General features: G+C 57.4%; 26 protein-coding genes. 13 read left to right on the top strand and 13 right to left on the bottom strand.

The features are described from left to right. The first annotated feature begins 11 nt into the window (after positions 1-11). The 3 genes from FIU92_RS13440 to FIU92_RS13430 are packed head-to-tail and all read left to right on the top strand — an operon-like array spanning position 12 to position 2,365. Positions 12-1,100, top strand: a complete 1,089-nt coding sequence (locus FIU92_RS13440; RefSeq protein WP_152459103.1) for a 4-oxalomesaconate tautomerase — start codon at positions 12-14, stop codon at positions 1,098-1,100. A gap of 51 nt (positions 1,101-1,151) precedes the next feature. Further along, complete coding sequence (locus FIU92_RS13435; RefSeq protein ID WP_152459102.1) at positions 1,152-1,388, top strand: hypothetical protein; 237 nt, start codon at positions 1,152-1,154, stop codon at positions 1,386-1,388. After that, entirely contained in the window at positions 1,385-2,365 is a 981-nt protein-coding gene (locus FIU92_RS13430; protein WP_152459101.1) for a D-2-hydroxyacid dehydrogenase family protein, read from the top strand. Before FIU92_RS13435 ends, FIU92_RS13430 begins: the two co-directional genes overlap by 4 nt. On the opposite strand, the gene FIU92_RS13425 is transcribed toward FIU92_RS13430, so the two are convergent. Then, positions 2,334-3,308: an AbrB family transcriptional regulator gene (locus FIU92_RS13425; RefSeq protein ID WP_254705310.1), complete on the bottom strand. Its 975-nt coding sequence runs from the start codon at positions 3,306-3,308 to the stop codon at positions 2,334-2,336. The two genes, FIU92_RS13430 and FIU92_RS13425, sit on opposite strands and share 32 nt — an antisense overlap. Before the next feature lie 168 nt (positions 3,309-3,476). Here FIU92_RS13425 and FIU92_RS13420 point away from each other — a divergent pair, with 168 nt between their 5' ends. The 3 genes from FIU92_RS13420 to tcuB are packed head-to-tail and all read left to right on the top strand — an operon-like array spanning position 3,477 to position 6,632. Beyond that, complete coding sequence (locus tag FIU92_RS13420; protein WP_152459099.1) at positions 3,477-4,157, top strand: GntR family transcriptional regulator; 681 nt, start codon at positions 3,477-3,479, stop codon at positions 4,155-4,157. An 11-nt stretch (positions 4,158-4,168) separates the two neighbouring features. Beyond that, a complete protein-coding gene (tcuA, locus tag FIU92_RS13415) occupies positions 4,169-5,563 on the top strand; it encodes an FAD-dependent tricarballylate dehydrogenase TcuA (protein WP_152459098.1) in 1,395 nt (464 codons plus the stop codon). Continuing rightward, on the top strand, positions 5,553-6,632 hold the full coding sequence (gene tcuB / locus FIU92_RS13410; protein WP_152459097.1) for a tricarballylate utilization 4Fe-4S protein TcuB: 1,080 nt from the start codon (positions 5,553-5,555) through the stop codon (positions 6,630-6,632). The genes tcuA and tcuB overlap by 11 nt, the downstream gene beginning before the upstream one ends. Positions 6,633-6,916: 284 nt before the next feature. Here the strand turns inward: tcuB and ureG are convergent, their stop codons facing one another. The 10 genes from ureG to FIU92_RS13365 form a co-directional block, all read right to left on the bottom strand. Further along, complete coding sequence (ureG, locus tag FIU92_RS13405; RefSeq protein WP_152459096.1) at positions 6,917-7,546, bottom strand: urease accessory protein UreG; 630 nt, start codon at positions 7,544-7,546, stop codon at positions 6,917-6,919. After that, on the bottom strand, positions 7,543-8,196 hold the full coding sequence (locus FIU92_RS13400) for an urease accessory protein UreF (RefSeq protein WP_152459095.1): 654 nt from the start codon (positions 8,194-8,196) through the stop codon (positions 7,543-7,545). Before FIU92_RS13400 ends, ureG begins: the two co-directional genes overlap by 4 nt. After that, positions 8,180-8,632, bottom strand: coding sequence for an urease accessory protein UreE (ureE, locus tag FIU92_RS13395; RefSeq protein ID WP_152459094.1), 453 nt, complete (start codon positions 8,630-8,632; stop codon positions 8,180-8,182). The genes FIU92_RS13400 and ureE overlap by 17 nt, the downstream gene beginning before the upstream one ends. Positions 8,633-8,660: 28 nt before the next feature. Further along, positions 8,661-8,885, bottom strand: coding sequence for a DUF1127 domain-containing protein (locus FIU92_RS13390; RefSeq protein ID WP_152459093.1), 225 nt, complete (start codon positions 8,883-8,885; stop codon positions 8,661-8,663). Between the two features lie 121 nt (positions 8,886-9,006). Next, positions 9,007-10,767: an urease subunit alpha gene (gene ureC, locus FIU92_RS13385; RefSeq protein ID WP_152459092.1), complete on the bottom strand. Its 1,761-nt coding sequence runs from the start codon at positions 10,765-10,767 to the stop codon at positions 9,007-9,009. Then, complete coding sequence (locus FIU92_RS13380) at positions 10,742-11,074, bottom strand: urease subunit beta (protein ID WP_152459091.1); 333 nt, start codon at positions 11,072-11,074, stop codon at positions 10,742-10,744. The genes ureC and FIU92_RS13380 overlap by 26 nt, the downstream gene beginning before the upstream one ends. Further along, positions 11,071-11,232 carry a hypothetical protein gene (locus FIU92_RS22820; protein WP_171169025.1) on the bottom strand — a complete coding sequence of 54 codons (162 nt, stop codon included), beginning with the start codon at positions 11,230-11,232 and terminating at the stop codon, positions 11,071-11,073. The genes FIU92_RS13380 and FIU92_RS22820 overlap by 4 nt, the downstream gene beginning before the upstream one ends. A gap of 18 nt (positions 11,233-11,250) precedes the next feature. Further along, the gene (locus FIU92_RS13375; RefSeq protein WP_152459090.1) at positions 11,251-11,553 is read right to left on the bottom strand and encodes an urease subunit gamma; all 303 of its coding nucleotides are present in this window, start codon (positions 11,551-11,553) and stop codon (positions 11,251-11,253) included. A 1-nt stretch (position 11,554) separates the two neighbouring features. Next, positions 11,555-12,193: an urease accessory protein UreD gene (locus tag FIU92_RS13370; RefSeq protein ID WP_254705378.1), complete on the bottom strand. Its 639-nt coding sequence runs from the start codon at positions 12,191-12,193 to the stop codon at positions 11,555-11,557. Positions 12,194-12,699: 506 nt separating this feature from the next. Further along, positions 12,700-13,317 (bottom strand): TetR/AcrR family transcriptional regulator, encoded by a 618-nt coding sequence (locus FIU92_RS13365; protein ID WP_152459089.1) that lies wholly within the window; start codon positions 13,315-13,317, stop codon positions 12,700-12,702. 101 nt (positions 13,318-13,418) lie between these two features. Here FIU92_RS13365 and FIU92_RS13360 point away from each other — a divergent pair, with 101 nt between their 5' ends. Genes FIU92_RS13360 through FIU92_RS13345 form a run of 4 tightly spaced genes read left to right on the top strand, consistent with a single transcriptional unit; the run spans position 13,419 to position 18,970 of the window. Further along, positions 13,419-14,567 carry an efflux RND transporter periplasmic adaptor subunit gene (locus FIU92_RS13360; protein ID WP_152459088.1) on the top strand — a complete coding sequence of 383 codons (1,149 nt, stop codon included), beginning with the start codon at positions 13,419-13,421 and terminating at the stop codon, positions 14,565-14,567. A 3-nt stretch (positions 14,568-14,570) separates the two neighbouring features. After that, the gene (locus FIU92_RS13355) at positions 14,571-17,699 is read left to right on the top strand and encodes an efflux RND transporter permease subunit (RefSeq protein ID WP_152459087.1); all 3,129 of its coding nucleotides are present in this window, start codon (positions 14,571-14,573) and stop codon (positions 17,697-17,699) included. Beyond that, entirely contained in the window at positions 17,696-18,115 is a 420-nt protein-coding gene (locus tag FIU92_RS13350) for a DUF2141 domain-containing protein (protein WP_152459086.1), read from the top strand. Before FIU92_RS13355 ends, FIU92_RS13350 begins: the two co-directional genes overlap by 4 nt. Before the next feature lie 6 nt (positions 18,116-18,121). Then, positions 18,122-18,970: an ABC transporter six-transmembrane domain-containing protein gene (locus FIU92_RS13345; RefSeq protein WP_152459085.1), complete on the top strand. Its 849-nt coding sequence runs from the start codon at positions 18,122-18,124 to the stop codon at positions 18,968-18,970. 545 nt (positions 18,971-19,515) lie between these two features. Here FIU92_RS13345 and FIU92_RS13340 read toward each other — a convergent pair. Together FIU92_RS13340 and FIU92_RS13335 are read right to left on the bottom strand one after the other, a co-directional pair. Next, the gene (locus FIU92_RS13340) at positions 19,516-19,962 is read right to left on the bottom strand and encodes a twin-arginine translocation signal domain-containing protein (RefSeq protein WP_172978498.1); all 447 of its coding nucleotides are present in this window, start codon (positions 19,960-19,962) and stop codon (positions 19,516-19,518) included. Positions 19,963-20,043: 81 nt separating this feature from the next. Continuing rightward, positions 20,044-21,702, bottom strand: a complete 1,659-nt coding sequence (locus FIU92_RS13335; protein ID WP_152459083.1) for a sulfatase-like hydrolase/transferase — start codon at positions 21,700-21,702, stop codon at positions 20,044-20,046. A 78-nt stretch (positions 21,703-21,780) separates the two neighbouring features. Between FIU92_RS13335 and FIU92_RS13330 the strand changes: the two genes are divergently transcribed. From FIU92_RS13330 to FIU92_RS13320, 3 genes are all read left to right on the top strand, one after another. Further along, on the top strand, positions 21,781-22,950 hold the full coding sequence (locus FIU92_RS13330) for an AraC family transcriptional regulator (RefSeq protein ID WP_152459082.1): 1,170 nt from the start codon (positions 21,781-21,783) through the stop codon (positions 22,948-22,950). A gap of 347 nt (positions 22,951-23,297) precedes the next feature. Further along, positions 23,298-23,675 (top strand): nuclear transport factor 2 family protein, encoded by a 378-nt coding sequence (locus FIU92_RS13325; protein ID WP_171118898.1) that lies wholly within the window; start codon positions 23,298-23,300, stop codon positions 23,673-23,675. Between the two features lie 185 nt (positions 23,676-23,860). After that, positions 23,861-25,654 carry an alpha/beta hydrolase gene (locus tag FIU92_RS13320; protein ID WP_152459080.1) on the top strand — a complete coding sequence of 598 codons (1,794 nt, stop codon included), beginning with the start codon at positions 23,861-23,863 and terminating at the stop codon, positions 25,652-25,654. The last annotated feature ends 218 nt before the right edge of the window (positions 25,655-25,872 follow it).

Here is a 25,872-nt window from a genome sequence, read left to right as displayed (position 1 = left end):
GGGGGCACCCGATGACCCAAACAGCAATCCCATATGTATTCATGCGGGGCGGAACCTCTCGGGGCCCGTATTTCCGCCGCTCGGATCTGCCCGAGGATCTGGACACTTTGGCCAAAGTGCTGATCGCTGCCCTCGGGGCCGGGCAGTCGCTGAACATTGATGGTATCGGCGGTGGCGCGGCGGTCACGACCAAGGTCGCGATGCTGTCGGTCAGCGAGGATGACTGGGCCGATATCGACTATTTCTTCGCGCAGGTTGCGGTCGAGGATAAGTTGGTCGACTTCAAACCAACTTGCGGCAACATCCTGTCAGGTGTCGCCCCCGCTGCAATCGAAATGGGGTTGTTTGAGCCCCAAGGCGATGAAACCGAAATCCGTATCCGGGCGGTCAACACCGGGGCCCGTGTAGTGGCCCGGATTCAGACACCCGGGGGAAGGCTGACCTATGAGGGTGATACAGGCATTGCCGGGGTGCCCGGCCAATCTGCACCGGTGCAGCTGAGTTTCATGGGGGTGGTTGGGTCAGCAACCGGTGCTTTCCTGCCCACCGGCAACCTGCGTGACACAGTACAGGGGATCGAACTGACTTGCATGGACGTCGCTATGCCAATGGCCATTGCCTGCGCCGCAGATTTCGGACTGACGGGTTATGAAAGCGCCGAGGATCTGGACGCCAACCGCGCCTTTTTTGACCGGATGGAAGCCGTTCGGATCGAAGCCGGGGAACGGATGGGGATGGGGGATGTGTCCAAATCCGTGACCCCCAAATTCGGCCTTGTAGCTCCTGCCAAAGCGGGCGGAACGCTTGCAGTGCGGTATTTCATGCCGTGGAAGACCCACCCGACCATGGCGGTTACCGGTGCGCAGTGCATGGCGTCCTGCGCTTTGACGCCCGGCACGGTCGCGGACGGTTTGCTGGATCGCCCGACGACAAGCCCGGCTGAAGTCATATTGGAACATGCCTCGGGCACGATCGACGTATTGGTGGATTTCACCACTGAGAATGGGTTCACTGTAAACGCAGCAGGCTTGGTTCGTACCGCGCGCAAGTTGGCAGACGGCCATGTGTACGTTCCACAATCCGTGTGGAAAGGGAGTTGATTAGGCATTTCCAAATTGGTATACTTTTGTATACAAACGAGAGAGGTTACGATGGACGACTACTCGGAATGCCTCGATATCGCGCGTCAGGAGCTCCGGTTGGCGCAAGCTGCCTTGCGACGGGATATGGCCGAATACCCCACGCCAATCGCGGGATGCGACGAGCAATTCAATCATCTGTTGGACCAAAGCGAACGCGTCCGAAACGCGCTGGCAGCACTTGACGTGCAGCATTTTGTGCCGACACCCAGAAAACTGACCACCGGGCAGAGTATAGAAAGCCGATGAAAGTACACATTCTGGACGATTGGTTCGACACGCTGCGTGGGCTGCCATGTTTTGAGAGACTCAACGCTCATGAAGTGACGGTGTGGACGGATCATGTCGAGGATCTTGACATCTTGGCCAAGCGTTTGCAGGAGGCTCAAGTGCTGGTGCTGTTCCGAGAGCGAACCAAAGTCACTCACGCCTTGCTGGAAAAGTTGCCGAATTTGCAGCTGATCAGCCAGCGCAGCGTCTATCCCCATGTTGATGTGCCGGCCTGTACAGATCAGGGTGTTTTACTGTGTTCGAATATGCATAGCGGCACGCCGTCTTATGCTGCGGCGGAACTCACATGGGCGCTGATCATGGCTGGGATGCGGGATTTGCCCGCTCAGATGGCCTCGGTCAAGGCAGGGCACTGGCAGGCAGGGGTAGGCAAGACGCTACGCTGTCGTCAATTGGGGCTCTATGGTTACGGCCGTATCGCGCGTGCGGTTGCGGGTTATGCCGAGGCGTTCGGAATGAATGTCGTTTGGTGGTCGTCCGATGAAGGTCGGTCGCGTGCGCAAGCGGATGGCGCTAGGGTCGCGCCGAGCCGCGAGGCGTTTTTTGCCGATAGTGACGTTGTTTCGATCCATGTGCGCCTGAAACCGGACACGCGTGCGATCATTACCGCATCGGATTTTGCGCAGATGCAGCCCGGGGCGATCTTCGTGAACACTTCACGGGCCGGGCTGATTGCTCCGGGCGCTTTGCTTGAAGCGCTCAACGCCGGTCGCCCCGGCAAAGCCGCGATTGATGTATTCGATTCCGAGCCACTGACTGACGCGACCGATCCTTTGCTGGCACATCCCAACCTGATCGCGACGCCGCATATCGGTTTTGTGACCGAGGATGAGTTCGACCTGCAATTTGCCGATATCTTCGATCAGGTAAATGCGTACGCTGACGGCGCGCCGATCCACATGATCAACCCCGAGGTTTGGACCACCGTAGAATAAGATTGGCGGCGATGGGCGCGCCGATGATCACCAGCACAATCCTTGTCAGATGGTGAGTGATCACAAAGCCCAGGTCCGCGCCTGAAACGATGGCCAGAACTGTCATCTCGGCCTGCCCGCCGGGCGCGAAGGCCAGAAACGCCTCGACCGGCTTGCCAAGCCCTAACGTGGTGACAACAGCAGTGAAGGCCGCCGCCAACACGGCCAGGACAACCACATAGGCGCAACCCGCTGCCACGACCTTGCGCAATTCCACCCAGGTGACACCGACAAACTTCACTCCGATTCCGCAACCGATGAAGAATTGCGCGGCCAGGATGGCCTCGCGCGGGGGGCGGGTATGGATGAAGTCCCCGAGTGACAAAGCAGCTGTCAGGATCATCGGTCCCAGGATCGACGCGCCGAAGAGACCGATGCGCTCGCCGCCCTTCCAGCCGATAAAGGCGGCCAACACCATCAGGGCCAGTTCGTGAACCGGCAGGGCGTGTGCGGGTTCACCGATTGGGTTGGTCAATTCAGCGCCATAGAAAACAGTCAGAAATAGCGGGGCCAACGTCACTATGATCAGCACGCGTGTGCCGTGGATCAGCGACAACGTGCGCGGATTGGCACCCGCCTCGGATCCGAAGATGATCATGTCCTGCAACCCGCCGGGCATGGCAGCATAAAAAGCGGTTGTAGTATCGAAGCCCCAAATCTTGCGGAAGAATGGCACTCCGACCAGTGCGATCAGCAGGATAAAGAACGGAACCAGCGCAATCGACGCGGCCATTTTCGGCAATTCGGCAAACAGGGCCGGAGTGATCGATGCTCCCACGGCAACGCCCAGGATAGTGCGTGCCGCCACCGAGACCTGCCCGAATCCCTCCATCGGCGCATGCGCCAGGGCTGCAATCAGACAGGCGCTCATTGGGCCGAACAGGAAGGGCAGGGGCAAATTCATTAACCAGAATGCTCCGGTGCCCAACACTGCAAGCGCGAAGGTCACTGCACGTTTTTTCGCTGAGGAGGGTGCGTTGATCTGGGTGGACAAAATGTAGATTCCGGTGCGGTTGACTTAGTGTGTATCCAAATGTATACAAATGGACGCAATAACACAAGTGAGCGCGTGATGACCCTGCAGGACGACCCGTTACAGCCAGGCCCACAAGGCAATTCCGCCTATCAGCGCCTGCTGGATGAGATTCGCGAAGGTAGCCTGCCGCCCGGCGAACGCCTGCGCGAGATAGAGTTGTCCGAGAGGTTGGGAGTTAGCCGCACGCCTGTGCGCGAAGCGATCCGACAGCTGGAAGCGGATGGCTTGGTAACACATATCCCCCGTCAAGGCGCGACGGTACGCAGCCTGGATTACGCCGAAGTGATGGAGCTCTATGAGATGCGCGCTGTGCTCGAGGGAACTGCGGCCCGTCTGGCGGCAAGGGCGGCGTCCGATGTCGAACTGGATGAGCTGGATGTGCTGAATGACCGGCTGGCCGAGGCAGGCACCGGCCCGGAGGCCGCGCGGATCAATCGGATTTTCCATGCGACGCTTCTGGATGCGGCCAAGAACCGGTTTCTGGCTAAATCCATGTTGTCTTTACAAAAGGCGTTGCTGATCCTGGGCCCGTCGCAATTGTTGGACGGCGACCGAGCCGAGGCCGCAGTAGCCGAACACCGCCTTATCATGGCCGCCTTGAAAGCCCGGGATGGCGCGGCGGCTGAAAATGAGATGCGCGCTCATATCCACGCAGCACAACGCATGCGCATTCGCGCCTTGCAGGAGCGCGACCGAACAACGGACCAAACTCAATAGGCGGAAACCACATGGCCACCCAAAAGGAAGCCTACGATATCGCTGTGATTGGCGGAGGTAACGCCGCCCTGTGCGCTGCGATGACCGCCGCCGAAGCAGGCGCGCGCGTTCTGATCCTTGAAACGGCGCCCAAACCCTATCGTGGCGGAAACTCGCGCCATACCCGAAACTTTCGCTGCATGCATTCCAGCCCTTTAGGCCCGCTGGTCGAGGAATACAGCGAAGACGAATACCTGTCAGATTTGCTCAAGGTTACCGGGGGTAAAACCGACAAAGATCTGGCGCGCCTCGCAATTCGCACGTCTGAGGAATGTCTTCCCTGGATGGAGGAGCACGGGGTTCGGTTCCAGCCCTCTTTGTCGGGGACGCTATCGCTGGCGCGGACGAATGCGTTCTTTATGGGCGGCGGTAAATCGCTGGTAAATGCCTATTACCGGACAGCAGCGAAGCTGGGCGTCGAAGTCCTGTACGAAGCCGCCGTCACGCATCTTGAATTGAACGGAGACCGGATTGAGTGGGTAGACTTCACCTGCGAAGGCCAATCCCATCGCATAACACCCAAAGCGGTCATCGTCGCATCGGGCGGCTTTCAGGCTGACACCGATTGGCTGACGCGTGCGTGGGGACCTGCGGCACGCAACTTCCTGATCCGGGGCACGCCCTATAACCGGGGTGTCGTGCTGGCCGATCTTCTGGATCAAGGCGTTGAGAGCGTCGGAGACCCGACCCAATGCCACGCCGTTGCCGTCGACGGGCGTGCTCCGAAATTCGATGGCGGCATCGTCACCCGCCTGGACTGCGTTCCATTCTCAATTGTTGTCAACAAAGATGCCGAGCGGTTCTATGACGAGGGCGAGGACGTGTGGCCAAAGCGTTACGCGATCTGGGGTCGCTTGGTCGCAGCCCAGCCGGATCAGGTGGGCTATGTGATCATTGATGCCAAATCGCTGAATCTGTTCATGCCGTCGGTTTTTCCGCCGTTAAAGGCGGACACGCTCGGGGAACTGGCCAAAGCGATGGGCCTGCCCGCCGATAAGCTGACCACGACCGTCGCAGAATTCAATGCCGCCTGCGGTGACACAAGTGGCTTTCATCCAACAGAATTGGACGGAGTTTCAACTACCGGCCTGACCCCACCCAAAACCAATTGGGCGCGCCCGATCACCGAACCTCCTTACTATGGCTACTCGCTGCGCACCGGTGTGACCTTCACCTATCTGGGGCTCAAGGTGGATGAATCTGCGCAATGTTCAATGGCAAACGGCAAAATCCAGAACCTCTGGGCGGCAGGCGAAACCATGGCTGGGTCGATTTTGGGGCAGGGTTATCTGGCCGGGTTCGGCATGACCATCGGAACCGTCTTCGGACGCATTGCAGGACGAGAGGCCGCTTCTTATGCGAACTGAACTGATACAGGAAGCCCGCCGTCAGGCTGAGATCTGCAATGCCTGCCGGTATTGCGAAGGCTATTGCTCGGTCTTTCCGTCGCTTCACGCTGAACGCGCGTTCTCGGACGGCGATATCACGCAATTGGCCAATCTCTGCCATAACTGCAGAGGATGTTACTATGCCTGCCAATATACGGCGCCGCATGAGTTCGACCTCAACCTGCCGAAGGCTCTGGCCGAGGTCCGGCGCGACAGTTGGGAAAGCTTCGCCTGGCCGCAACCTCTGGCGCGCTGCTTCCATAGCCATGGCGGGGCGATCGCTCTGGCTCTGGTCGTTGGCTTCGCGCTTATTTTTTGGGCCATTCGCGCGATCGGCTCGACCGGAGGCGAAGGCTTCTACTCTGTCCTCTCTCACAATGCGATGGTGTTGATTTTTGCTCCGGCATTCCTTCTGCCGTTGTTCAGCATTGGCATCAGCTTGCGGCGCTATTGGCACGCAGTTGGAGGCCAGCCGATCCAACTGGGCGACTTGAAAGCCGCGCTAAGTCGAACGGCCAAAATGCAGGACCTGGCTGCTGGCCACGGGGAGGGTTGCAATTTCGAGGACGAAGACCGTTTTAGCCAAGCTCGCCGCCACGTGCATCATGCGATCATGTACGGGTTTCTGCTGTGTTTTGCTTCGACTTCGGTGGCGACGATCATGCATTACGGGTTCGATCTGCACGCACCTTACGGGTTCTGGTCATTGCCGAAGCTGTTTGGAGTCACAGGGGGCGTTTTGCTCACTGCTGGCTGCTACATGATGGTCCGGCTGAAACAGAAGTCAGACCGCAATCTCGGCGATGTTTCAGCTTGGGGCGGAGAAATCGGATTTATATTACTGCTTGGGTTTGTAGCGTTGAGCGGGCTTGTTCTTTACGCTTTCGGTTCATCCGCAGTAATGCCTGCACTGCTTGCCGTCCATCTGGGGTCGGTTCTCGCGTTCTTCCTTCTTACGCCTTACACAAAAATGGCGCACGGTTTCTATCGGGTTGCTGCCCTTGTCAGGGATGCGCAACGAAAAAGAGATGTGTCGGTGGTCCGCTAGCAGCCCGCATTTCCTGAGTGAGGCAAAGGAAAACGCATTTAAAATCGAAGGACGCTGTGTCGCGGGTGGCAGTCAACGTCCCAAAGGGTTCGCGTGAATATTTCTCAGCGGCACTGAAAGATACCGCCACGAAAGGTGCGGAATTGATGGAAAAGCTTGGAGTCGCGCGTGGTAAAATCTGTGCGCCAATCGAAAATAGAATGACGAAAAATCTATGGATTAGGTGCCTCTGAACGGCAGAGCCGATGACAGGTGTCGACAGATTGGCATCTTTGTTCTGAGCGTTAATTCCTTTCTGGAATCATTAACCCCCCCTTCTTCACTAAAAGGTCGACAATTGCGCCGACTCCTTTTTTGTGACGAAGGGACGTGAACAAAAAGGGCCGCCCTTTGCGCATTCTGGCTGCATCTCTATCCATGACCTCCAGTGAAGCGCCAACATGCGGCGCCAGATCGGTCTTGTTTATGACCAGGATGTCGGATTTCGTTATTGCCGGTCCGCCTTTTCGCGGTATTTCCTCTCCTGCTGCGACGTCGATCACATAGATTGTAAGGTCTGCGAGTTCTGGACTGAATGTAGCCGACAGGTTGTCGCCGCCACTTTCGATCAGAACGATGTCAAGATCGGGATGCCGGTTTCGCATTTCAGCAACCGCTGCAAGGTTTATCGATGCATCCTCACGGATAGCTGTATGTGGGCAGCCCCCCGTTTCGACACCGATGATCCTGTCTCTTGGCAAGACCTGCAAGCGCATCAGCGCCTCGGCGTCTTCCTGGGTGTAAATATCATTGGTGATAACGCCCACTGAACAAACATCGCGCAGGGTTTCAGATAGGGCAGCCGTCAAGGTGGTCTTTCCGGCTCCAACCGGACCACCGATGCCGACGCGAAGAGGGCCGTTCATACTGCTCATGTTCGGAATATCCTTGAATACTGTGTTTCGTGTCTCATCGACGCGATGTCCGTCAGGAACGCAGTCGAACTCAATTCGTCCAAGCCTGCCATTTGCGCTTGTCCAGCGATATGAGCACATAACGGTGTCAAATTACGGATCAGTTTCTGAGCGTCGGTTTGCCCCAGCGGCACAAGGCGCGTTGCGCACGCGACCAAGTTGCTTGCAAATGCTTGTAGATACAGCTGTGTCGTTAACAGTATGGGAAGGCTCTGCAGATGCGCGGCATAGCCCACGGACACTGGGTAGGAAAGCTGTTGGATGTCTAAATCCCAGACGTCTCCTGTGACGGTCCCGAATGCCTGCCCCAGCAATTCGGTTTCCATTTTTCTTTCCGATGATGCACAGATCGCCCGTGCCTTGGTATCAACACTGATAAGCTCATCATTGTTCTGCGCGTTGTAAGCGGACACCACGAACAGAGCGTCATTCCATCCCGACCCATGTTCCAGCACATCAGAAATCCAGGCTTCGGCGTCTTGTGAACTGGCGACAGCCCCCTCGTCAATTGCGGCTTCCAGCCCGTGGGAATAAGCAAAGCCTCCCACAGGATATGCCGGAGACAACCACTGGGTCAGCGTCAGGATATCAGCTTCAGTGGGCGTGGCCATGTGTCCTGCCGTGGCCGTAGGCTCCGCCTTCAGGGGTGAACGGTTCGTGCACCTCACGTACTGTGGCCCCGATTTTCAAAAGCATGTCTCGGATCACATGATCGACCTGGATCAACAGACGATCCTTTTCGATCTGGCAGGGCGTGTGGCGATTGCCGATATGCCATGCGATACGTGCCAGATCAGGAGCCGAGACCTCCAGCAAGGCTTCGGGCGCGGCCTGGATTTCAACCGCGCGCCCGTCGTCCAAGATCAGCGCGCCGCCGTGATCCAGTGAGGTTGTCTGAGCCAGGTCGACCAGAATCTGTTCGCCGCTTTCGCATGTTAAAACCTTTCGGCGCAAAAACCGATCGTCATAGGTCAACGACAGGCAATCGGCAGTGTCGTCGTGCATGTGATCCGAGTAACGGCGTGCGGTGCAGAGCAGGGCGGTCATACCGTCGCCTCCTCTGGAGCAGAAATGGTCAGAGCCAGATCGAATCCGAAAACACCCGATGCACGATCCGTTCGCGTGATAGGCCCCGTTTTTTCAACTCTTCGTCGCTGAGCGATTGCAGGAATTCGACTTGCCGCGCGCGCGATTGAGCTTCGGCCACACTGATCAGAGCCCCGTAGATTGATGATCCGATGGACGCGATCAGACCGGGCAGCGAAAAGCCTGCGTGTGATTGTGTTGCTGAGTGTGCCATTTGGACCCTCGTAAACGTTGGTCCTCCCTTGAGCATTAATATCTGTCATATCGGCCTCACGTTGAAGTGGGTGTTTGGTCATTTCTGCCTTGCGCACGGTGCAATGCAGCATAATTTTTAGTCAGAACATAAAGTATCGCTGTGCCATCGGCAGCACTTCGGCCGGTTGGCAGGTCAGCAATTCACCGTCTGCTCGGACCTCATAGGTTTCCGGATCAACTTCGACATGCGGCGTCGCGTTGTTGAGCAAAAGATCCTGTTTGCCAATCTCTCGTGTGTTTTGGACAGCGACGGTCTGCTTCGCCAAGCCCAGTGTATCGCCAATCCTGTCGGCCTGTGCGGCCTCAGAGACAAATGTGATTGCCGAATGCTCGACCGAGCGGCCATAGGCCCCGAACATCGGGCGGCTATAGACTGGTTGCGGTGTGGGGATCGACGCGTTTGGGTCACCCATTTGGGCACAAGCAATCGTACCGCCCAGCAAAACCATGTCGGGTTTCACACCAAAAAAGGCAGGGTTCCATAAAACGAGATCGGCACGTTTGCCTTCTTCGATACTGCCAATCTCGTGGCTCAGGCCATGGGCAATGGCCGGGTTGATCGTGTATTTGGCGATATAGCGTCTGACGCGCAGGTTGTCGTTTTCGCCTGTTTCCTCGGGAAGGCGCCCGCGCTGTTTCTTCATTTTGTCGGCGGTTTGCCACGTCCGGATCAACACTTCGCCCACGCGGCCCATAGCCTGACTGTCGGACGCAATGATGCTGAACGCACCCATGTCGTGCAGGATATCTTCAGCCGCGATGGTCTCACGCCGGATGCGGCTTTCAGCAAAAGCCACGTCCTCGGGGATGGATTTGTCGAGGTGATGGCAGACCATCAGCATGTCCAGATGTTCCTCGACCGTGTTCACCGTAAAAGGCCGCGTGGGGTTGGTAGAGGAGGGCAGGACATGGTCCTCACCGCAGATTTTGATAATATCTGGTGCGTGGCCGCCGCCCGCGCCTTCAGTGTGGAAAGCGTGGATAGTCCGACCCTTTATCGCGGCAACCGTGTTTTCAACAAACCCGGATTCGTTGAGCGTGTCAGTGTGGATCATCACCTGAACGTCCATCGCGTCAGCGACCGAAAGACAGCAATCGATGGCCGCCGGGGTCGTACCCCAGTCCTCGTGCAGTTTCAGGGCACAAGCCCCGGCTTTGACCTGTTCCTCCAAAGCAGCGGGAAGCGAAGCATTTCCCTTGCCTGCAAAAGCAAGATTCATGGGAAAAGCATCCGCCGCCTGCAACATCCGGCCGATATGCCACGGGCCGGGGGTACATGTGGTCGCCAGAGTGCCATGTGCCGGGCCGGTGCCACCGCCAAGCATGGTCGTCAGGCCAGAATGCAGCGCGTCCTCGATCTGTTGCGGGCAGATGAAGTGAATATGGCTGTCGAACCCGCCAGCCGTCAGGATGCGACCTTCGCCCGCGATGGCCTCTGTGCCCGGACCGATGATGATGTCTACGCCGGGTTGCGTATCCGGATTTCCGGCCTTGCCGATCTTGGCGATGCGCCCGTCCTTCAGACCGACATCCGCCTTGTAGATGCCCGAGTGATCCACGATCAGAGCATTGGTGATCACAGTGTCCACGGCACCTTCGGCACGCGTGGCCTGAGACTGCCCCATCCCATCTCGAATGACTTTGCCGCCACCGAACTTGACCTCTTCACCATAGACATCTTCGCGGTGGCCGGTTTCACTAAAACGCGCAGTTGTTGCGCGCTCCACGATAAGGTCTTTTTCTACCTCGATGATCAGATCGGTATCTGCCAATCGTACTTTGTCGCCGACCGTGGGGCCGAACATGGAGGCATAGTCACTCCGCCTGATCTTGCCCGGCATCTTTCAGAGCCCCCATGATATGCATATTGAAACCGTAAATGTGCCGGCGCCCTTCAAATGGCACCAGTATAACTTCGCGAGTTTGGCCTGGCTCAAATCGCACCGCGGTACCCGCCGGGATGTCCAGCCGCATACCCAAAGCTGCATACCGATCAAAATCCAGGGCCGAGTTTGCTTCGGAAAAATGGTAGTGGCTGCCGACCTGTATGGGTCGATCGCCTGTATTGGCGACAATAACAAGACGGCTGCTGCGTCCCGCGTTCAGTGTCAGTGAGCCTTCGGCAGGTATAATCTCACCCGGAATCATTTCGGCAGCTTCAAAATCACGGTTATGGCGATGACCCCGATCAAAGCCAACCCAACTGCAAGCGCGGTGTAATCGCTGCCATGGGCGTGAATATGGGTATCCGAATGGGCCGTGGCCGGACCAGCCAGAATGAGAGCGGGAAACAGCATGCGGATCATGGGTGACTCCTTTGGAAATTAACGAATGGGGTTGTGGACAGTCACAAGTTTTGTGCCATCCGGGAAAGTGGCTTCGACCTGCACCTCGTGGATCATCTCGGGCACGCCTTCCATGCAGTGTTCCCGAGAGATCACTTCAGCCCCTGCTTGCATCATATCGGCGACCGAACGACCATCGCGCGCGCCTTCGACCACGGCATCGGTAATCAACGCAATGGCCTCGGGGTGATTCAGCTTGACGCCACGCGCCAGCCGTTTGCGAGCGACCTCGGCGGCCATGGCCACCAGTAGTTTGTCTTTTTCACGAGGGGTCAGGTTCATGTCAGAGCATCCAGCATCGGGGCAATGTGTCGTTGTTCAGCCGGCGCAGAACCGGCATCAATGTGCGGCGCAGTGCAAAGCTGTCGCCGGCCAGAATGCGAATGACCAGCAGGTCATTCCGGGTCAGAGTTGCCCCGGCGGCGTCCGGTAGCAATTCCCTGACAGGTTCCAGATGACCTTCGGCGGAACTCGACATTAAGACGATCAGGGCCATCGCCCCTGCGCCGTTTGCAATATGCCGCTTAGCCAAGTGAGTGTGCCAATCACCAGCGAACCTAATCGCATCGAGAAACACCGGCGTTCCTTCGCGCCAAATCTCGATCTGATCGCGCAAGCGGATTTCAGTCAACGTTTCACCCATGGCGACGCGTCCAAAAACAAGCGGTTCCACCATCAGCATTTCGGCATCCGGTGACAGGTCGATCCTGAGGCGCCGGTCCAACGCACTGCCATTGTACAGAATGATCTCTTGCGGCAACCAGTTCAGCCGGGCTCCAGCCTCTACCGTCAAATGATTTGTAACCTGGCCCCATTCTTTGGGCTGGGCCTTGTAAGCACGCTCGCAAGCTTGCGTAGTCAAGGTCAGCGCCGTGCCTTTTGCTGCCTTGCAAGAAAACCGAAATGAATCTCCTCCGGTCACTCCGCCAGCCGAGTTTAGCAGAACCGCATCAAGTTCAGGTGTCGTGGTTCTGGGGAATAGGCATTTGAAAGACCCAGATTGGCGAAACTTGTTCAGCACGGTCCTGTTGCCCAATTGCTTGGTGCTTAAGCTGACGGTGCCTGCTGCGCGCGGTGGTACTGCGCTGTGCGCGGGTAATATGGTTGCAACTTGTGTAATAGGGCACCTACAGCGCTTCGTTTTGCTGCCACCTGTTTCTCTGTTGAAGTATCGGAACACTAACCTGCAGCGTCGGAATCTGCTTAATTTCACATCATGTGATTAAATTTTAGACAGCAACCATTGGCTTGGATGAAAAAATATGCGCATCTCGCCGATTTCCCAAATTGGGTTAAAGGTAACTTGGGGAGGCTTCGTTTTCCTGAAGGATGGGCGGAAAGCTGAACTCAGCTATCCGCACGATTGCCACAGTGCGTCTTCCCGTTCGCAGGCTTTCATCTGCCTCGAATAGACAAGTGACACAGGCTTCATCGACGCGCCAGCAGAGAGCTCAGAATGAAATCCTCCATGCTTCCAGCGATTTTGCTCATGGGCGTTTCCGACAGAACGCTGCGATACGCGCTTCCTTCCAGAACCTCTATCACCAATTGCGACGCCTGTAGAGGATCCGGAACAGCGCGCAGATCTCCTGCCTCCACGCCGCGTCTCACTACTTCTTCAAGCGCCTCCGTCAGTCTGGCTCGGTTTTCGACGAACAGTCGCGCGATATCCTGTTGACGAACGGCTTCGCTCGAAATCTCCAAGGTGAGGATGACGTTTTCCGGCGCAGCCAGATAGTTGGCGTAGGCCCGGATGAACTTTTTCAACACTTTGGGTGCGGGTGCATTTGAATTCAGGACTTTCAGAAACGGCTCCAGTTCGCGGCGTTCGAGCATTGCGATTTCCACAAGCACATCATGCTTGCCGCGAAAATGGTTGTAGAGGTTTCCAAGGCTGACGCCCGCCCGCGCTGCGATATCGCGGACGCCGGTCTGATGATAGCCGCGCTCGAGAAAACACATGACGGCGGCTTCCAAAATCTGGTTGCGGCGCTTGGCTGTAGCCTTTTCCCGGGTTGACCCTGGTTTTTTGGTGTCTTCAGACATTTTTGCTTTTTCATATTGAACGAACGATCGTTCATAGTATATGACATCCAATCGTGCACCACAAGGCGCAATGGTTCAGGCGGCTCAGGAAAAACAGGACAATGACAGACAAAACCTCAGAAGCTCAGCGAAGACCAGCCCGACGATGGCTCTGGATTGGATTGTCGCTGATGCTGTTTGTGGCGATCGTCATCTTGTTATTTGACGCGGAAGATACGGTTGATGTTCAGGCAACAAACATCTCACCTCCGCCACCGACCGTCTCTGTCGTAACTGTTGTTCCGGAAACCGTGCAGGCGCGAGTTTCTGCATTTGCCGAAGTTCGGCCTCGTTGGGATGCCGAGCTGCGATCTGCTGTGTCCGGGCGCATCACCGCAGTCCATGCCGGTGCTTTGGCCGGGACACAGGTGGAAGGGGGCGACCCTTTGTTTTCAATCGAAAATGCCCCCTATCAAAGCGCCGTTGCAGCCGCTGAGATGGAGCTTGAGCGAGCAGAGCTTGCGCTGTTGCGCGCGCGCAACAACGTAACCGTCGCGAAACGGCAGTTCGAACGGGATGGGGTGGAACCGCCAAACGAACTGGCCGTGAACCTGCCGCAATTGCGCGTCGCCGAAAAAACCGTTGCCGCGGCGCAGGCACGCCTGAATGCGGCGAGAAATGACCTGAAGGACGCAGAAATTGTTGCCCCGTTTTCAGGCTTTGTCACCCGTCGTTTTGCCAGCCTTGGCCAGACGGTCAACCCGGGCGATCCCCTGATACACCTGTCGGACAACCGGCAATTCGAACTGGTTGCCGGGTTCAGCCAAGCGGATTGGGCGCTGTTCGATCATCCGATCTCTGGCGTTGCTGCTGACCTGACGCACCGTTCGGGCGAAAACCTGGGTCAGGCACGCGTCCGGCGTGGAGGCGGTTTTCTGGATCAGGACACACGACAGGTGCGCGTCTTTTTGGATGTCGCAAACCCCGGTGACGGCATACTCGCCGGAGACTTTCTGAAAGTGCACATTCCCGGACGGCGAATTTCTGACACCGTGACCCTGCCGGAAAGCGCCCTGACGCGCGCGGGGTACATTTGGATAGTGGATGAAAACGACCACCTTCAGAGATTCAGCCCGAACATCCTGTTCCGCAGCGAAGGTGCTGTCACGATACAGGCCCCCGACGGGAACGGCCCATGGCGCGTGGCCAAGACACCTTTGGCCTCGTTTCTGCCGGGTCAACGCGTCACGTCGCTGTCGGATGGGGGTTGAGCCATGCACGCACTGACATCCTGGTTTATCCGCAACCCTGTCGCCGCCAATCTGATGATGGCGCTGATCCTCTTTCTTGGGGTGCAGACGCTGCTGAATATTCGGATCGAGGGCTTCCCTCGCATTCCTGCGGAAAGCGTTACGATTTCGATCGAGTTCCCGGACGCCACTGCCGAACAGGTCGATGAATTGGTGACCCGCAAAGTTGAGCAGGCGCTGGAAGGGTTGGAGGGCGTGCGCAGTGTGACGTCGCGATCCCAAAACGATCTGAGTGTCGTCACCGTCCGCCGCGCGGGGGGCCAGAAACTGCAAGCCGTTCTGGATCGGGTCCGCATTCGCATCGATGGGTTAACCGATCTGCCCGATACCGCGCGCCGCCCTGTGATCGAAGCGTCGGGTTTCGATTTTCCGGCGCTCTATCTGAACCTATACGGCGAAACAGACCCGGCCACATTGCAGAGCCTGGCGCAGCGCCTGAAGGAAGAGCTGCTGGCGCAACCGGAATTGTCCCGGCTGCAAATCTGGGGTTTGATCCCGCGGGAACTGCGCATCGAAATCGACCCTACACTTTTGCGCCACTATGGCCTGACCGTGGCGGATGTGACCCGCGCAATCGCGGAAAACTCGGTGACATTTCAGGCAGGTCGTTTGCGGACCGAGGGCGGCACGATCTATCTGCGGGCCGATGATCGCGCAAAATACGCTCCTGAATACGCGGCCCTGCCGATCATTGAACGTGACGACGGGTCTTTTGTGCCCTTGGGTGATATCGCCAAGATCGAAGACGGGTTTCAGGACGGCGAGTACCTGTTTCGGCTGAATGGCAAGCCAACCGTCGGGATGGAGGTTCTGGTCGGGCAGAAAGAGAACCTGCTGACGATCAGTGACGTTGTGCGCCGCAAGGTGGATGAGTTCAGCCGCCAGTCGCCGTCGCAGGTTCAGGTCGTGGTCTGGGGCGACAGCGCCGGCTATATCTCGGACCGGCTGGCGCTGTTTCGGTCCAACGGGGTGCAGGGGCTGATCCTTGTGACCCTGATGCTGTCGGTGTTTCTGAACGTGCGCCTGGCCTTCTGGGTCGCCATGGGCATTCCGGTTTCGGTCATGGGGGCCATAGCCGTTTCGGGTTCAAAATGGGTGGATTATTCGCTCAACGATGTCACTACCTTCGGTCTGATCATCGCCCTGGGCATTCTGGTCGATGATGCGGTTGTGGTCGGAGAAAGCGTTTTCGAGGAACGTCGAAAGGGCAGGGACCCGGTCCAGGACACCGAACGCGGCGTGCACCGCGTGGCGGTCGCAACAGTCTTCGGCGTGCTGACGACAATCGCGGCGTTCTTCCCGATGCTGCTGATCGACAACCCGTTGGGCAAGGTGCTGGCCGGGTTTGCGGGGATCGTGATCCTGACGCTGGTCTTTTCGCTCATCGAAAGCAAGTTCATCCTGCCCGCCCATCTGGCGCAGGTTTCGATGGGGCAAGAGCGCAGGTACCTGCTGTCCCGCCTCTGGGGCCGCGTACAGGATACCGCGCAGGGCGGCCTGGACTGGGTGCGGGATCGCATCTATCAGCCGCTGCTCGTTGCGGCAGTGCGGCAGCGCTATGCCGTGCTGATCCTGTTCGTCGCCGCCGCGACGCTGGGGCTTGGCCTGATGTACAAGGGCAAGGTCAGAACGGTGTTCTTTCCCGACGTGCCCGGTCAGATCATCACGATGAACCTGGAAATGGACGCCCGCGCGCCTTTTGCGCTGACCCGCGCGAACGTGGACCGGATTGAAACTGTGTTGAACGATCTGAACGCCGAGCTTGCCCAAGGCGCCGGCATGGCCACGCCGCCGGTTCAGACGGTGTTCAGCATCATCAACGGCGCAGGAAACGCGCAAATATACGCTGAAATGATCCCGGTGGCCGAACGACCGGATGTTCCGGTCCTTTCCGTGGTTCGCGAATGGCGCGACCGGGTCGGAGCGGTCGAAGGCGCAACCGAGTTGGAGTTCACCGGATCGGAAACGCTCGCCGGAGGATTCCGCATCCGGTTGGCGTCAAAAGACGAAGACCTGCTGCAACAGGCCAGCGCCGAGATGAAAGACTTCCTGTCGAACATCGAGGGCGTGGCGAATGTTCGGGATGGCTTGGCGGGTGGCCAGCCCGAACTGAAGCTCCGCCTGCGACCGGACGCGCGGCACCTTGGCTTCAACGCCGAGGCCCTGGCCAAACAAATCGGTTTTGGGTTCGGCGGGGCCGAGGTGACCAAGGTCCGGCGCGACGGGTCCGAAATCCGCGTGGTCGTGCAGAACGCGCGGGAAAACCGCGATACGCTCGCCGATCTGATGCAGACCCAGTTGCGCAGCGCATCCGGTGCCTGGGTGCCGCTTGAGACGGTTGCCGAAATCGAAGGCATCTACACCTCTGACACCGTCGATCGCCGCGATGGCAAGCGCATGAACATCGTGGCCGCGTCCATCGACCGTGACCGTGTTGCCCCCGAAGAGGTTGGTCAGGCGGTGTTCGAAGAATTGGTCCCGAAACTCCGCGAAAAGTACCCGAGCGTCACAGTTCTGCCCGCCGGTGAACTGGAAGAGATGGCCGATATCAGCGGTGGCTTGAAACGTGCGCTGCTGCTGGCCGCCGTTTTGATCTATGTGTTGATGGCCGTGCCGTTGAAAAGCTATTGGCAACCTTTCGTCATTCTGGCCATCGTGCCCTTTGGTTTCATCGCGGCTGCGGTCGGGCACCTGATCATGGATGTGTCGCTGTCGCTGTTTTCGTTCTTCGGCATGCTGGCTCTGACCGGCGTGATCGTGAACGACAGTCTGGTCATGATCACCCGATACAATCAGGCGCGCGAGGAAGGTCAGCCCGTGAACCTGGCGCTGAAAAGCGCCGGCATCGGACGTTTCAAGGCGATCTTTCTGACCACCGCAACGACGGTGATCGGCCTGCTGCCCTTGCTGACGGAAACCTCGGAACAGGCGCAGTATCTGATCCCTGCCGCCATTTCTCTGGCTTTTGGGGAGCTGTTCGGCACCGCCCTCATGCTGCTGCTGGTGCCCGTGCTGATCGCCATTGCCGAAGATGTCCTTGGCGTCTTCAAGCCAGTCCCGCCGCACCCTTCCGGAGAAGGGACACAGTCATGACACGTAGCATGCTGGCCCCCGTATTCGCCCTGATGGCGCTTGCAACGCCTGCCGCCTCTGATGGTCTGAACGTGATCGTGGAGGGTATCCGCAACGCCAAGGGAAACATTGTGATCCTTGTTTTCGACGACGCGCGCGCCTTTGACGGCTTGGATGTCCAGAGCGCGATTGACTACGCCCAGATTCCGTCCCGCAAAGGCAGTGTCAGCCATGAGTTTCCCGACCTGACGGCCGGCCCCTATGCGGTGCTGCTGTTTCACGATGAAAACAAGGACGAAGACCTGAACATGACCGAGACCAAGCTTTTGGAGGGGCTGGGTTCAACCGGCGCCCCGAACCCTCAGGACATGCCTGATTTCAAGGCCGCCTTGGTCTGGCCGGGCGATGTCCGCGTTCGTGTCCACTATGATCCGTGATGCCGCATGCTGAGGGACAGAAAACTGACGATCGGCACGTTGCTGAGCGTGTTTCGGTGGCGTGTCGGGATCACATGGTTTCTGATCCTGTCGGAAACAGCACTGACTGTGCTAATCCCGCTGTTTATCGGCTTTGCCATAGATGGATTGCTGAGCGGACAGTTTCAGCCCTTTGTGCATTTGGGCGCCGTCATGGTCGCCCTCACGCTGATCGGCGTGATCCGGCGGATATACGATACGCGTGTCTACGGAACGATCCGCGTCGAGCTGGGCAAGGCGCTTGCTGCGCGTTTTTCAAACCTGCCGATTTCTTCGTTGAACGCCCGGATCGGAATGGGGCGCGAACTGGCCGACTTTCTGGAAGAGATCCTGCCTTCGGCAATTTCAGGAATCATGCAGTTCGTCGTCTCAGCAATATTGCTGTTTTACTTCTCGCCGGTGCTGGCTCTGTCAGCCTGCGGGGTGCTTGTGGGAATGATATGCATCTACGCCCTGTTTCATTCGACGTTCTGGCAATGGAACCGGGCCCTGAATGAGCAGATGGAACATCAGGTCAGCATTCTGGAGCAACGCCGCGTCCGCCCGGTGCTTGTCCACCTGACGAAACTGCGTCGTTTCGAAGTGAAGCTCTCGGATACCGAAGCCTACCTGTATGGTGTGATCTTCGTTCTGCTGATAGGTCTGATCCTGTTCAACCTGTGGTTCGCGACGCAAAACCTGGAGGCGACACCCGGAATGATCTTTTCGATTGTCAGCTACTCATGGGAATTTGCTGAAGCCGCGCTTGCTTTGCCGATCACGTTCCAATCCTGGTCCCGGCTGTCCGAAATCACGGTCCGATTGCAGAGAGGATGATCAGATTTTCAAACTGCAAGTTGCGTGGAACAGGTGTTGCAATCAGGTGTTGGTCTTCTCGTGACCGCTGTTGAACCACCCTCCAGCATGCGGCAGGGCAGCTTTTTGTGGCAAATACCCTGTGCGATTGCTCTGCGGCAAAACTGTCAGAGACCTGTATCGCGGGAAAAGCAGGTTTCGAAACAATGGCAGTGTATCTGCGCAGGTCAGAGTCTTGAATGGAATGTCGTACAGGCTGTAGCTTTGCCAAGACAGCGTCGGCGGGATTTTTCCGGAAGGGAAGGATCAGCCAAGCCAGCCCATCTGCAATTGCTTAGGCTCAGGCTGTAAAACGGCTGAGAACGTTATGCGGGATTTGCTGAGTGGTGCGGTCCTTCCACTTGAGACCCAGGAACCAATAGATGGTGCCCGCGCAGAAGACCTCGCCCTGGCCTTCGATCAGCTGCGCCCAACCAGTTTGCGAAACCGTGTCCTAGCGCGATACGATGTATTGCTCGGCCACCGTGGCGCCTATGCTGGGCGATGTGATACGGGCCGCGTTCGGATCAATATCTTTGTTGAAAGCGCTGACCTTGATTTCGATCCCGTCTCCTCGACGGCAGCGGAACTGTGAGGGGTACCTGATCAAAGGTCTTTGGTTCGGACTGTCGGGCCTCAACCTTGGTTGTGACGTTGTTCCAGGCAGCGCCCAGCATAGCAGGCGATGCGGCCACGCTCATGGAGGCTTTCAAAAAGCCGCGGCGGCTAAGGTAGTCAGTAATCAAAGAAGAGGTTTTTTGGGCACGGTGATTTGTCCAGCTGGGTTGGAATGCGGTTGGCACATCGGTCAAACGATCCGCAAAAAACCACATCCGCTCAAAGCCTAAAAAGCCAGTTGCTACCAGATTGAACAATATCAGGGCAAACACTGGCGCCGATGCGTTCAAAGACTGCCTTAGAACATTACCTTCCTCGGCATTCCATTGGCTTGTGCCACGCGGAATCTTGTCCAAGCATTGGGGAGCGGCCCAGTGTTGTCTTGACTGCATAGGTTGTCGTTGGCGCGCGGGCAGGTTCCGCGCGCCATCAAGGCTTCACTCTTGCCAGCTCATGAAAACCTGCCGCGCCTTTTCGCTTTCGGGGCGCAGGTTCTCGATGCCGCCATAGGGGACGTCTTTACCGATTTCCGAGTTCGGATACTTGGTGATCATCTTCTGATGTCGCTTGATCATGTCCTGGAACGATGCGCCGGCCCAGAGGGAGTACCCGACCAGCGGATGCAGTTCGCGCGGGTCGCGATAGATGTTGTACGTTGGCGCGGCGGCTCCGGGCGCGCCCGGCGCAGGCAGGTGCATCTTGAACTCCTGTTTCACGACCGAGCGAAGAACCGGGCCCTCGTACACATAAACGTAGTCGCGTCGCCCATTGCCTTCGCCTTCCAGCAGCAGGGCCGTCTGATCGATCCCATCGATCACCCGATCACGCGGGATATAGTCGGTGGCGCCAGCGATACGCGCCATCGTCGTGTAGATATCCGACACATGAAAAATGTCACCGGCGGCGCTGTCAGCCTCGATCACACCGGGCCAGCGAATGAATGCATCAGTGCGCACACCCCCTTCGAGATGTTGGGTCTTGCCGCCGCGATAGATCAGTTGGTTCAGCCCGGATGTTCCTTCGTAATGGTACATCAACCCGTTGTCGGCCATGATCATGACGATGGTGTTGTCCGCCTCGCCGGTCTTCTCCAGCGCGTCGAGAACTTCGCCGATCCAACCGTCCAGAAGCTGCAACTTGTCCGCGTGGAAGCCGCCGTTACGTGACAGCGCCTGATCGGGATAGACAAAGTTCAGCGGATAAAGCGGCCAGTATTGCAGAAAAAACGGCTCATCCAAGGCTGCGACACGCTCGAGCTGTTCAATTGCCTGCATCTGGTAGCGCTCGTTCATCTCTTCGTATTTGGCTTGGGTCCATTCTTCACCTGCGGCCATGTCAACCTCGCGGGCTTGCCCTCCGGCCTCGGCTTCGACACCTGTCACCAAACCATAGGGCTTGAAACGCTCATCCAGCAGAAGGGCATTGTTCTGTCCCGACGCGTGGTATCCCAACATGTTGTTCGCCTGCATCGCCTCGCGGGTCATCAGGCTCAGCTGAACCTGCTGATGCAGCGGGAAGGCCGCCCAGTCAAAGCCCTGATTGTGCGGATAGGCCTCTTCGATATCGCCCTGATGCCATTTGCCGACATGCGATGTGTTGTAGCCCGCCTGTTTCAGGATTTCCGGCAGAGTCACTTCGCTGGCAGGAAGCCCTTCCCCCACCAAAGCCACTTTCACCTCTTCCACGCCGGCCCGGATCGGGTGGCGCCCGGTCAGCATGGCCGTACGAGTGGGTGTACATGAGGGCTCGGTGTACATCCGCATCAACGACATGCCTTCGCTGGCAAAGTCATTGATATTCGGGGTTTCAATGCCCATCACATAGTTGAGTTTGCGTTCGCCCATCTGGCCGAAGCTGATGTCATCGATGAGGATGTACAGGAAATTCGGGGGTTTGCCGCCGTTGGCTTCCCGAAGTTCAGCCAGCCTCGCATCAATCTCGACGTCCTGCGCATCCCATTGCTCGCCAAATTGGGCGCGCAGGAACGCAAATTCACCGTCATGCACAATCGCGTCTTGTTGTGCGGCCGATTGTGTGGTGCTCAACGCTGCTAGCAAACAGGCTGCGATGCCAGTCCTTTGGACAACATTAGTCATTCTTCGTTCCCCCTTTGGTGCTCCTGAAGTTCATCGCCTGAACAATCAGGTCGCGACATTTTGCTGAAAGAGATTGGTTTGAATGATGCGCCAGCTCAGATAACCGCTGGTGTTCTGGTGGCGTTAGAAACGTCACCACGCGCTCTGATCGGGCATCGGCCTCAGGAAGCCGTGGTCGGCCCATGGTGGCGAGGTTTGGAGTTTTTGCTGACACTTGACTCCCCGCGGTTCGAATTCGCTACATTACCGGTAAAGTGTCAGGCTCTGGGAATGGACCACATCAAGAATTCGCCAAATTCGCAAAAGGGTGTCCCTTCCGTATCAGACGGGGTTACGCCCACAGCCGTGCTGAATTTCGAACACCCCAACAAAATCGGGGAAATCACGCCGTGGGAGATAGACTTCCGACAGCTCGATCCCGGTCGGTTGTCGACGTCCATAAGGGTGCGCTCAGGGCGATCGGTCTCCGCTCTCAGCATCGCGATGAACCAACGCGTTCATCAACGTGGTGTTTCGCCCAAGGGCTGGATGACGTTCGGGATTCCGTCAAATGGTGCGGTCGACAAATGGCAGGCAAAGGACGTAACCGATAACGCATTCCTGTCCTTCGGTGACAGTGATGGGTTTGACGGTATTTCGACGGCCGGTTTCACGGGAAATGTCATTTCCTTCCAAACCCAAAGATTGGAGAATTTTGCAGAGTCCTGCGGATTTCACCTGGCGCGCGACAACCCGGATGCCCACAGACTGAGGTCCAAAGCAGGTTTGGCCAGCATGGCGAATCTGGAGGGTCGCGTAGCCGGGCTTCTTAACAGTGTTGATGCGCAGTGGTCTGAGGCGGCTGAGCAGGCCCTGATGCTTGAAGCCTTGGTTATCCTGACCGACGACGAAGCGCATTTTGACAGAAGTCAGGCGGGCACCAGGCGGCGTGCCCTAGATCGCGCAACCGATCTTATGGTTGCCAATCTGGAAGACCCGATTTCAATTGAAGAGATTTGTAAAGAAAGCGGGGCGTCTTGGCGAACTCTGGATCGCGCGTTCAAGGAACAGTTCGGACAAAGCCCCAAGTCGTATTATATGCGTCTCAGGTTGAATCGTGTTCGCGAGGACCTTCTAACGGGGTCTTTCAACGGAACGATAACCGATGCTGCAAACCGGCTCGGATTTTGGCATATGGGCCAGTTCGCGCGCGACTACAGGCTGTTTTTCCGAGAGCTGCCGTCTGAAACAAGGGGCATGCAGAAATAGGGTTCCCATACTAATTCACGCTCTTCAGCACCCGGAAGTATCAGGGGCAGGGGCCGGCACCTTCCTGCCCTGAGCTGGCGTCAAGTGCATATCGGCAGGAGGGTTGTTGCCAGTTTCGAGCAGTATGGTGTCGTCCGGTACAGAGTTGAGATGCGCCAAGACCCGTAGGATCACATCTTGCCCAACGAATGGCGGCTACTTGTTGCGTCCAAATTTACAAGGTGCAGTTCTACCTGTTCCGAAGCAAGCCCGGTGGCCAATCTTTGCAGAACCGTCTCATTTTGATCTTTGTCAAAGTTGGATGCGGCCCGACGAGATACAGTCACCAATGTATCAGGAGGTCTTGCATGGAAAGACTGGTCGAAATTGGGCGGACATTTGTTCAGGCGATGCGTGATCGCAATGGCTTGGCAAGTGTTGACGAGATGTACGCGGAAAACGCTCAATCCATAGAGGCGGTTGTGCCTCCGGTGCGGCAATTTCGGATTACAAAGGGTCGCGACGCCATCAAAGCAAAGCGGGAAGACTGGCTGAAAACGCATGAAATCCAAACGCTTACGGCAGATGGTCCTTTTGTTCATCCGCCCAATCGCTTTGGCGTGCGTTTCAATGCCGAGGTCGTGCAGAAAGACACCGGACAAAGAATGAACCTTAGCGAGATTGCCATTTATTCCGTTGAGGATGGCAAGATTGTACTCGAAGAGTTCTTTATGTTGCCAAAATAGCGAACGGCGCCCGGCAACACGGGTTCCCAAGCGCTTGCGTCCATTTCAGGAAGCCTCGCCAGGTCCGGCGCTGCATCAAGTACGTCCAGTCAAAATGGGCGGTTGACTGGTCGGTCCGGGGCTTGGTGGACAGATGGATTTAGGCTTGCAGCATTTAAGCATTCTGCCCGGATCGGAGAACCCAGATGACCGAACTCTCACCTGACAAGCTGTCTGCCGAGGCCGGGGTTTGTGCGGCAGATACCGGCAAGAATGGCCCGCCACACCCCTATGAGAAACTTGATCGCGCAACGCGCGCGGCCCTTGCCCGTGCCACCGCCGGTGTTTCCCCGCATTCGATAATGGCCACCTGGATGGATTGGGCCCTGCACCTGGGTCGTTCACCCGGACGCCAGCTTGAACTGACAGAGCGCGCGGCACGCGATGCGGCCAAACTCTGGGTCTATGCCAGCGAGATGGCGCCCGGTGCGAAGGCCACTCCGCCTTTTCAGCCACGCAAGCAGGATCACCGTTTCAATGCGCCCGGCTGGCACAAGGCGCCATTTTCCCTTTGGCAGCAGGCTTTTCTGAGCGCACAGGATTGGTGGCAGGCCGCAACGGACGAAATGCCCGGCATCGCCCCCCGCGACGCCGAACGCGCGCAATTTCAGATTCGCCAAGCACTTGATCTTGTCTCTCCTTCGAACTTTCCGTGGTCAAACCCGGAAATCATCAATCGCACGTTCCAGACCGGCGGTCGCAATTTGATAGAGGGCGCCGCCCACTTTCTTGAGGATGTTGCCCATACCATAACGCAACAGCACGAACCTGCCCCTCAGGGGTATGAAATCGGTAAAGACATTGCCGCGACCCCCGGCAGGGTCGTTTATCGCAACGCGCTGTTCGAGCTGATTCAATACACTCCACGCACCAAGCGCGTGCAGGCGGAGCCGATCCTTTTCGTGCCTGCCTGGATCATGAAATACTATGTGCTCGACCTTTCTCCGGAAAACTCCATGGTGCGGTATCTGGTCGAGCAGGGCTTTACCGTGTTCATGATCTCCTGGGTCAATCCCACCGCTGATCAGGCTGATCTCAGCCTTGAGGATTATCGCCTGAACGGTGTCATGGCCGCGATCAAGGCCATCGAGAAAATCGTTCCGGGTAAAAAGATCCACGCCAATGGGTATTGCCTGGGGGGCACACTTCTGGCGATTGCAGCTGCGGTGATGCAACGCGATGGCGATGACCGGCTTGCAAGCGTTACGCTGATGGCGGCGCAGGTTGATTTTGCCGAAGCCGGTGAGCTTTTGCTGTTTATCGATGACAGCCAGGTCGCTTTTGTCGAAGATCTGATGTGGTTGCAGGGCTATCTTGACCGCCCTCAGATGACGCGAACTTTCACGACAATCCGCGCCGAAGATCTGATCTATGCCCGGGCTGTGCGCCGCTATTTTCTGGGTGAAGACGACCTGCCTACGGATCTGACCGTCTGGAACAATGACACGACCCGGATGCCGGCGCGAATGCACTCCGAGTATTTGCGCGGTCTGTTCCTGGAAAACCGGCTGAGCGCTGGGCGCTTTTCAGTCGAAGGTCGGGTTGTTGCGCTCAAGGATATACGCGTACCCATGTTTGTGGTCGGAACGGAATCCGACCACATTGCCCCGTGGCGATCAGTGTACAAAATTCGGCTGTTTACCGACGGAGATCTTACATTCGTGCTGACCAACGGTGGTCACAATGGCGGCATCCTGAGCGAGCCGGGGCACAAGCACCGCCACTATCGGTTGGGCCACAGGCCGGCCGACGCGCTGTATACCTCGCCGGATGAGTGGTTCGAGTCGGCCGAAGAAAAGCAAGGTTCCTGGTGGCCAGCGATGGTGGATTGGATCAAAGACCGTTCATCGGGCGAAACTGCGCCGCCGCCGATGGGCGGAAAACGAAGGGGGGCTGAAAACCTGCCCAAAGCGCCGGGCAGCTACATTCATCAGACCTGAAACCGGTGGCGAGGGTCAGACCCGTCAGTGCCCGGTCGATCTGCTTTGGATATCCAGCGCAAGCCCTTCAGGTGCAGTTGAGATTTTGGTCGCCGAGTTGGATCTGGGACTTTGCGATGGATCAAGCCTTGCTGCGGCGCAGGTGTGTTATCGTGCAGGTCGTCGAAACCCTGTGCCACTTTTGCGGCTCTGTCAAAGGCCAAGCCCGCAATTTGCAA

It is taken from the genome of Ruegeria sp. THAF33, from assembly GCF_009363615.1.
Classification (GTDB): Bacteria; Pseudomonadota; Alphaproteobacteria; order Rhodobacterales; family Rhodobacteraceae; genus Ruegeria.
This window is presented reverse-complemented; position numbering and strand designations above follow the sequence as displayed.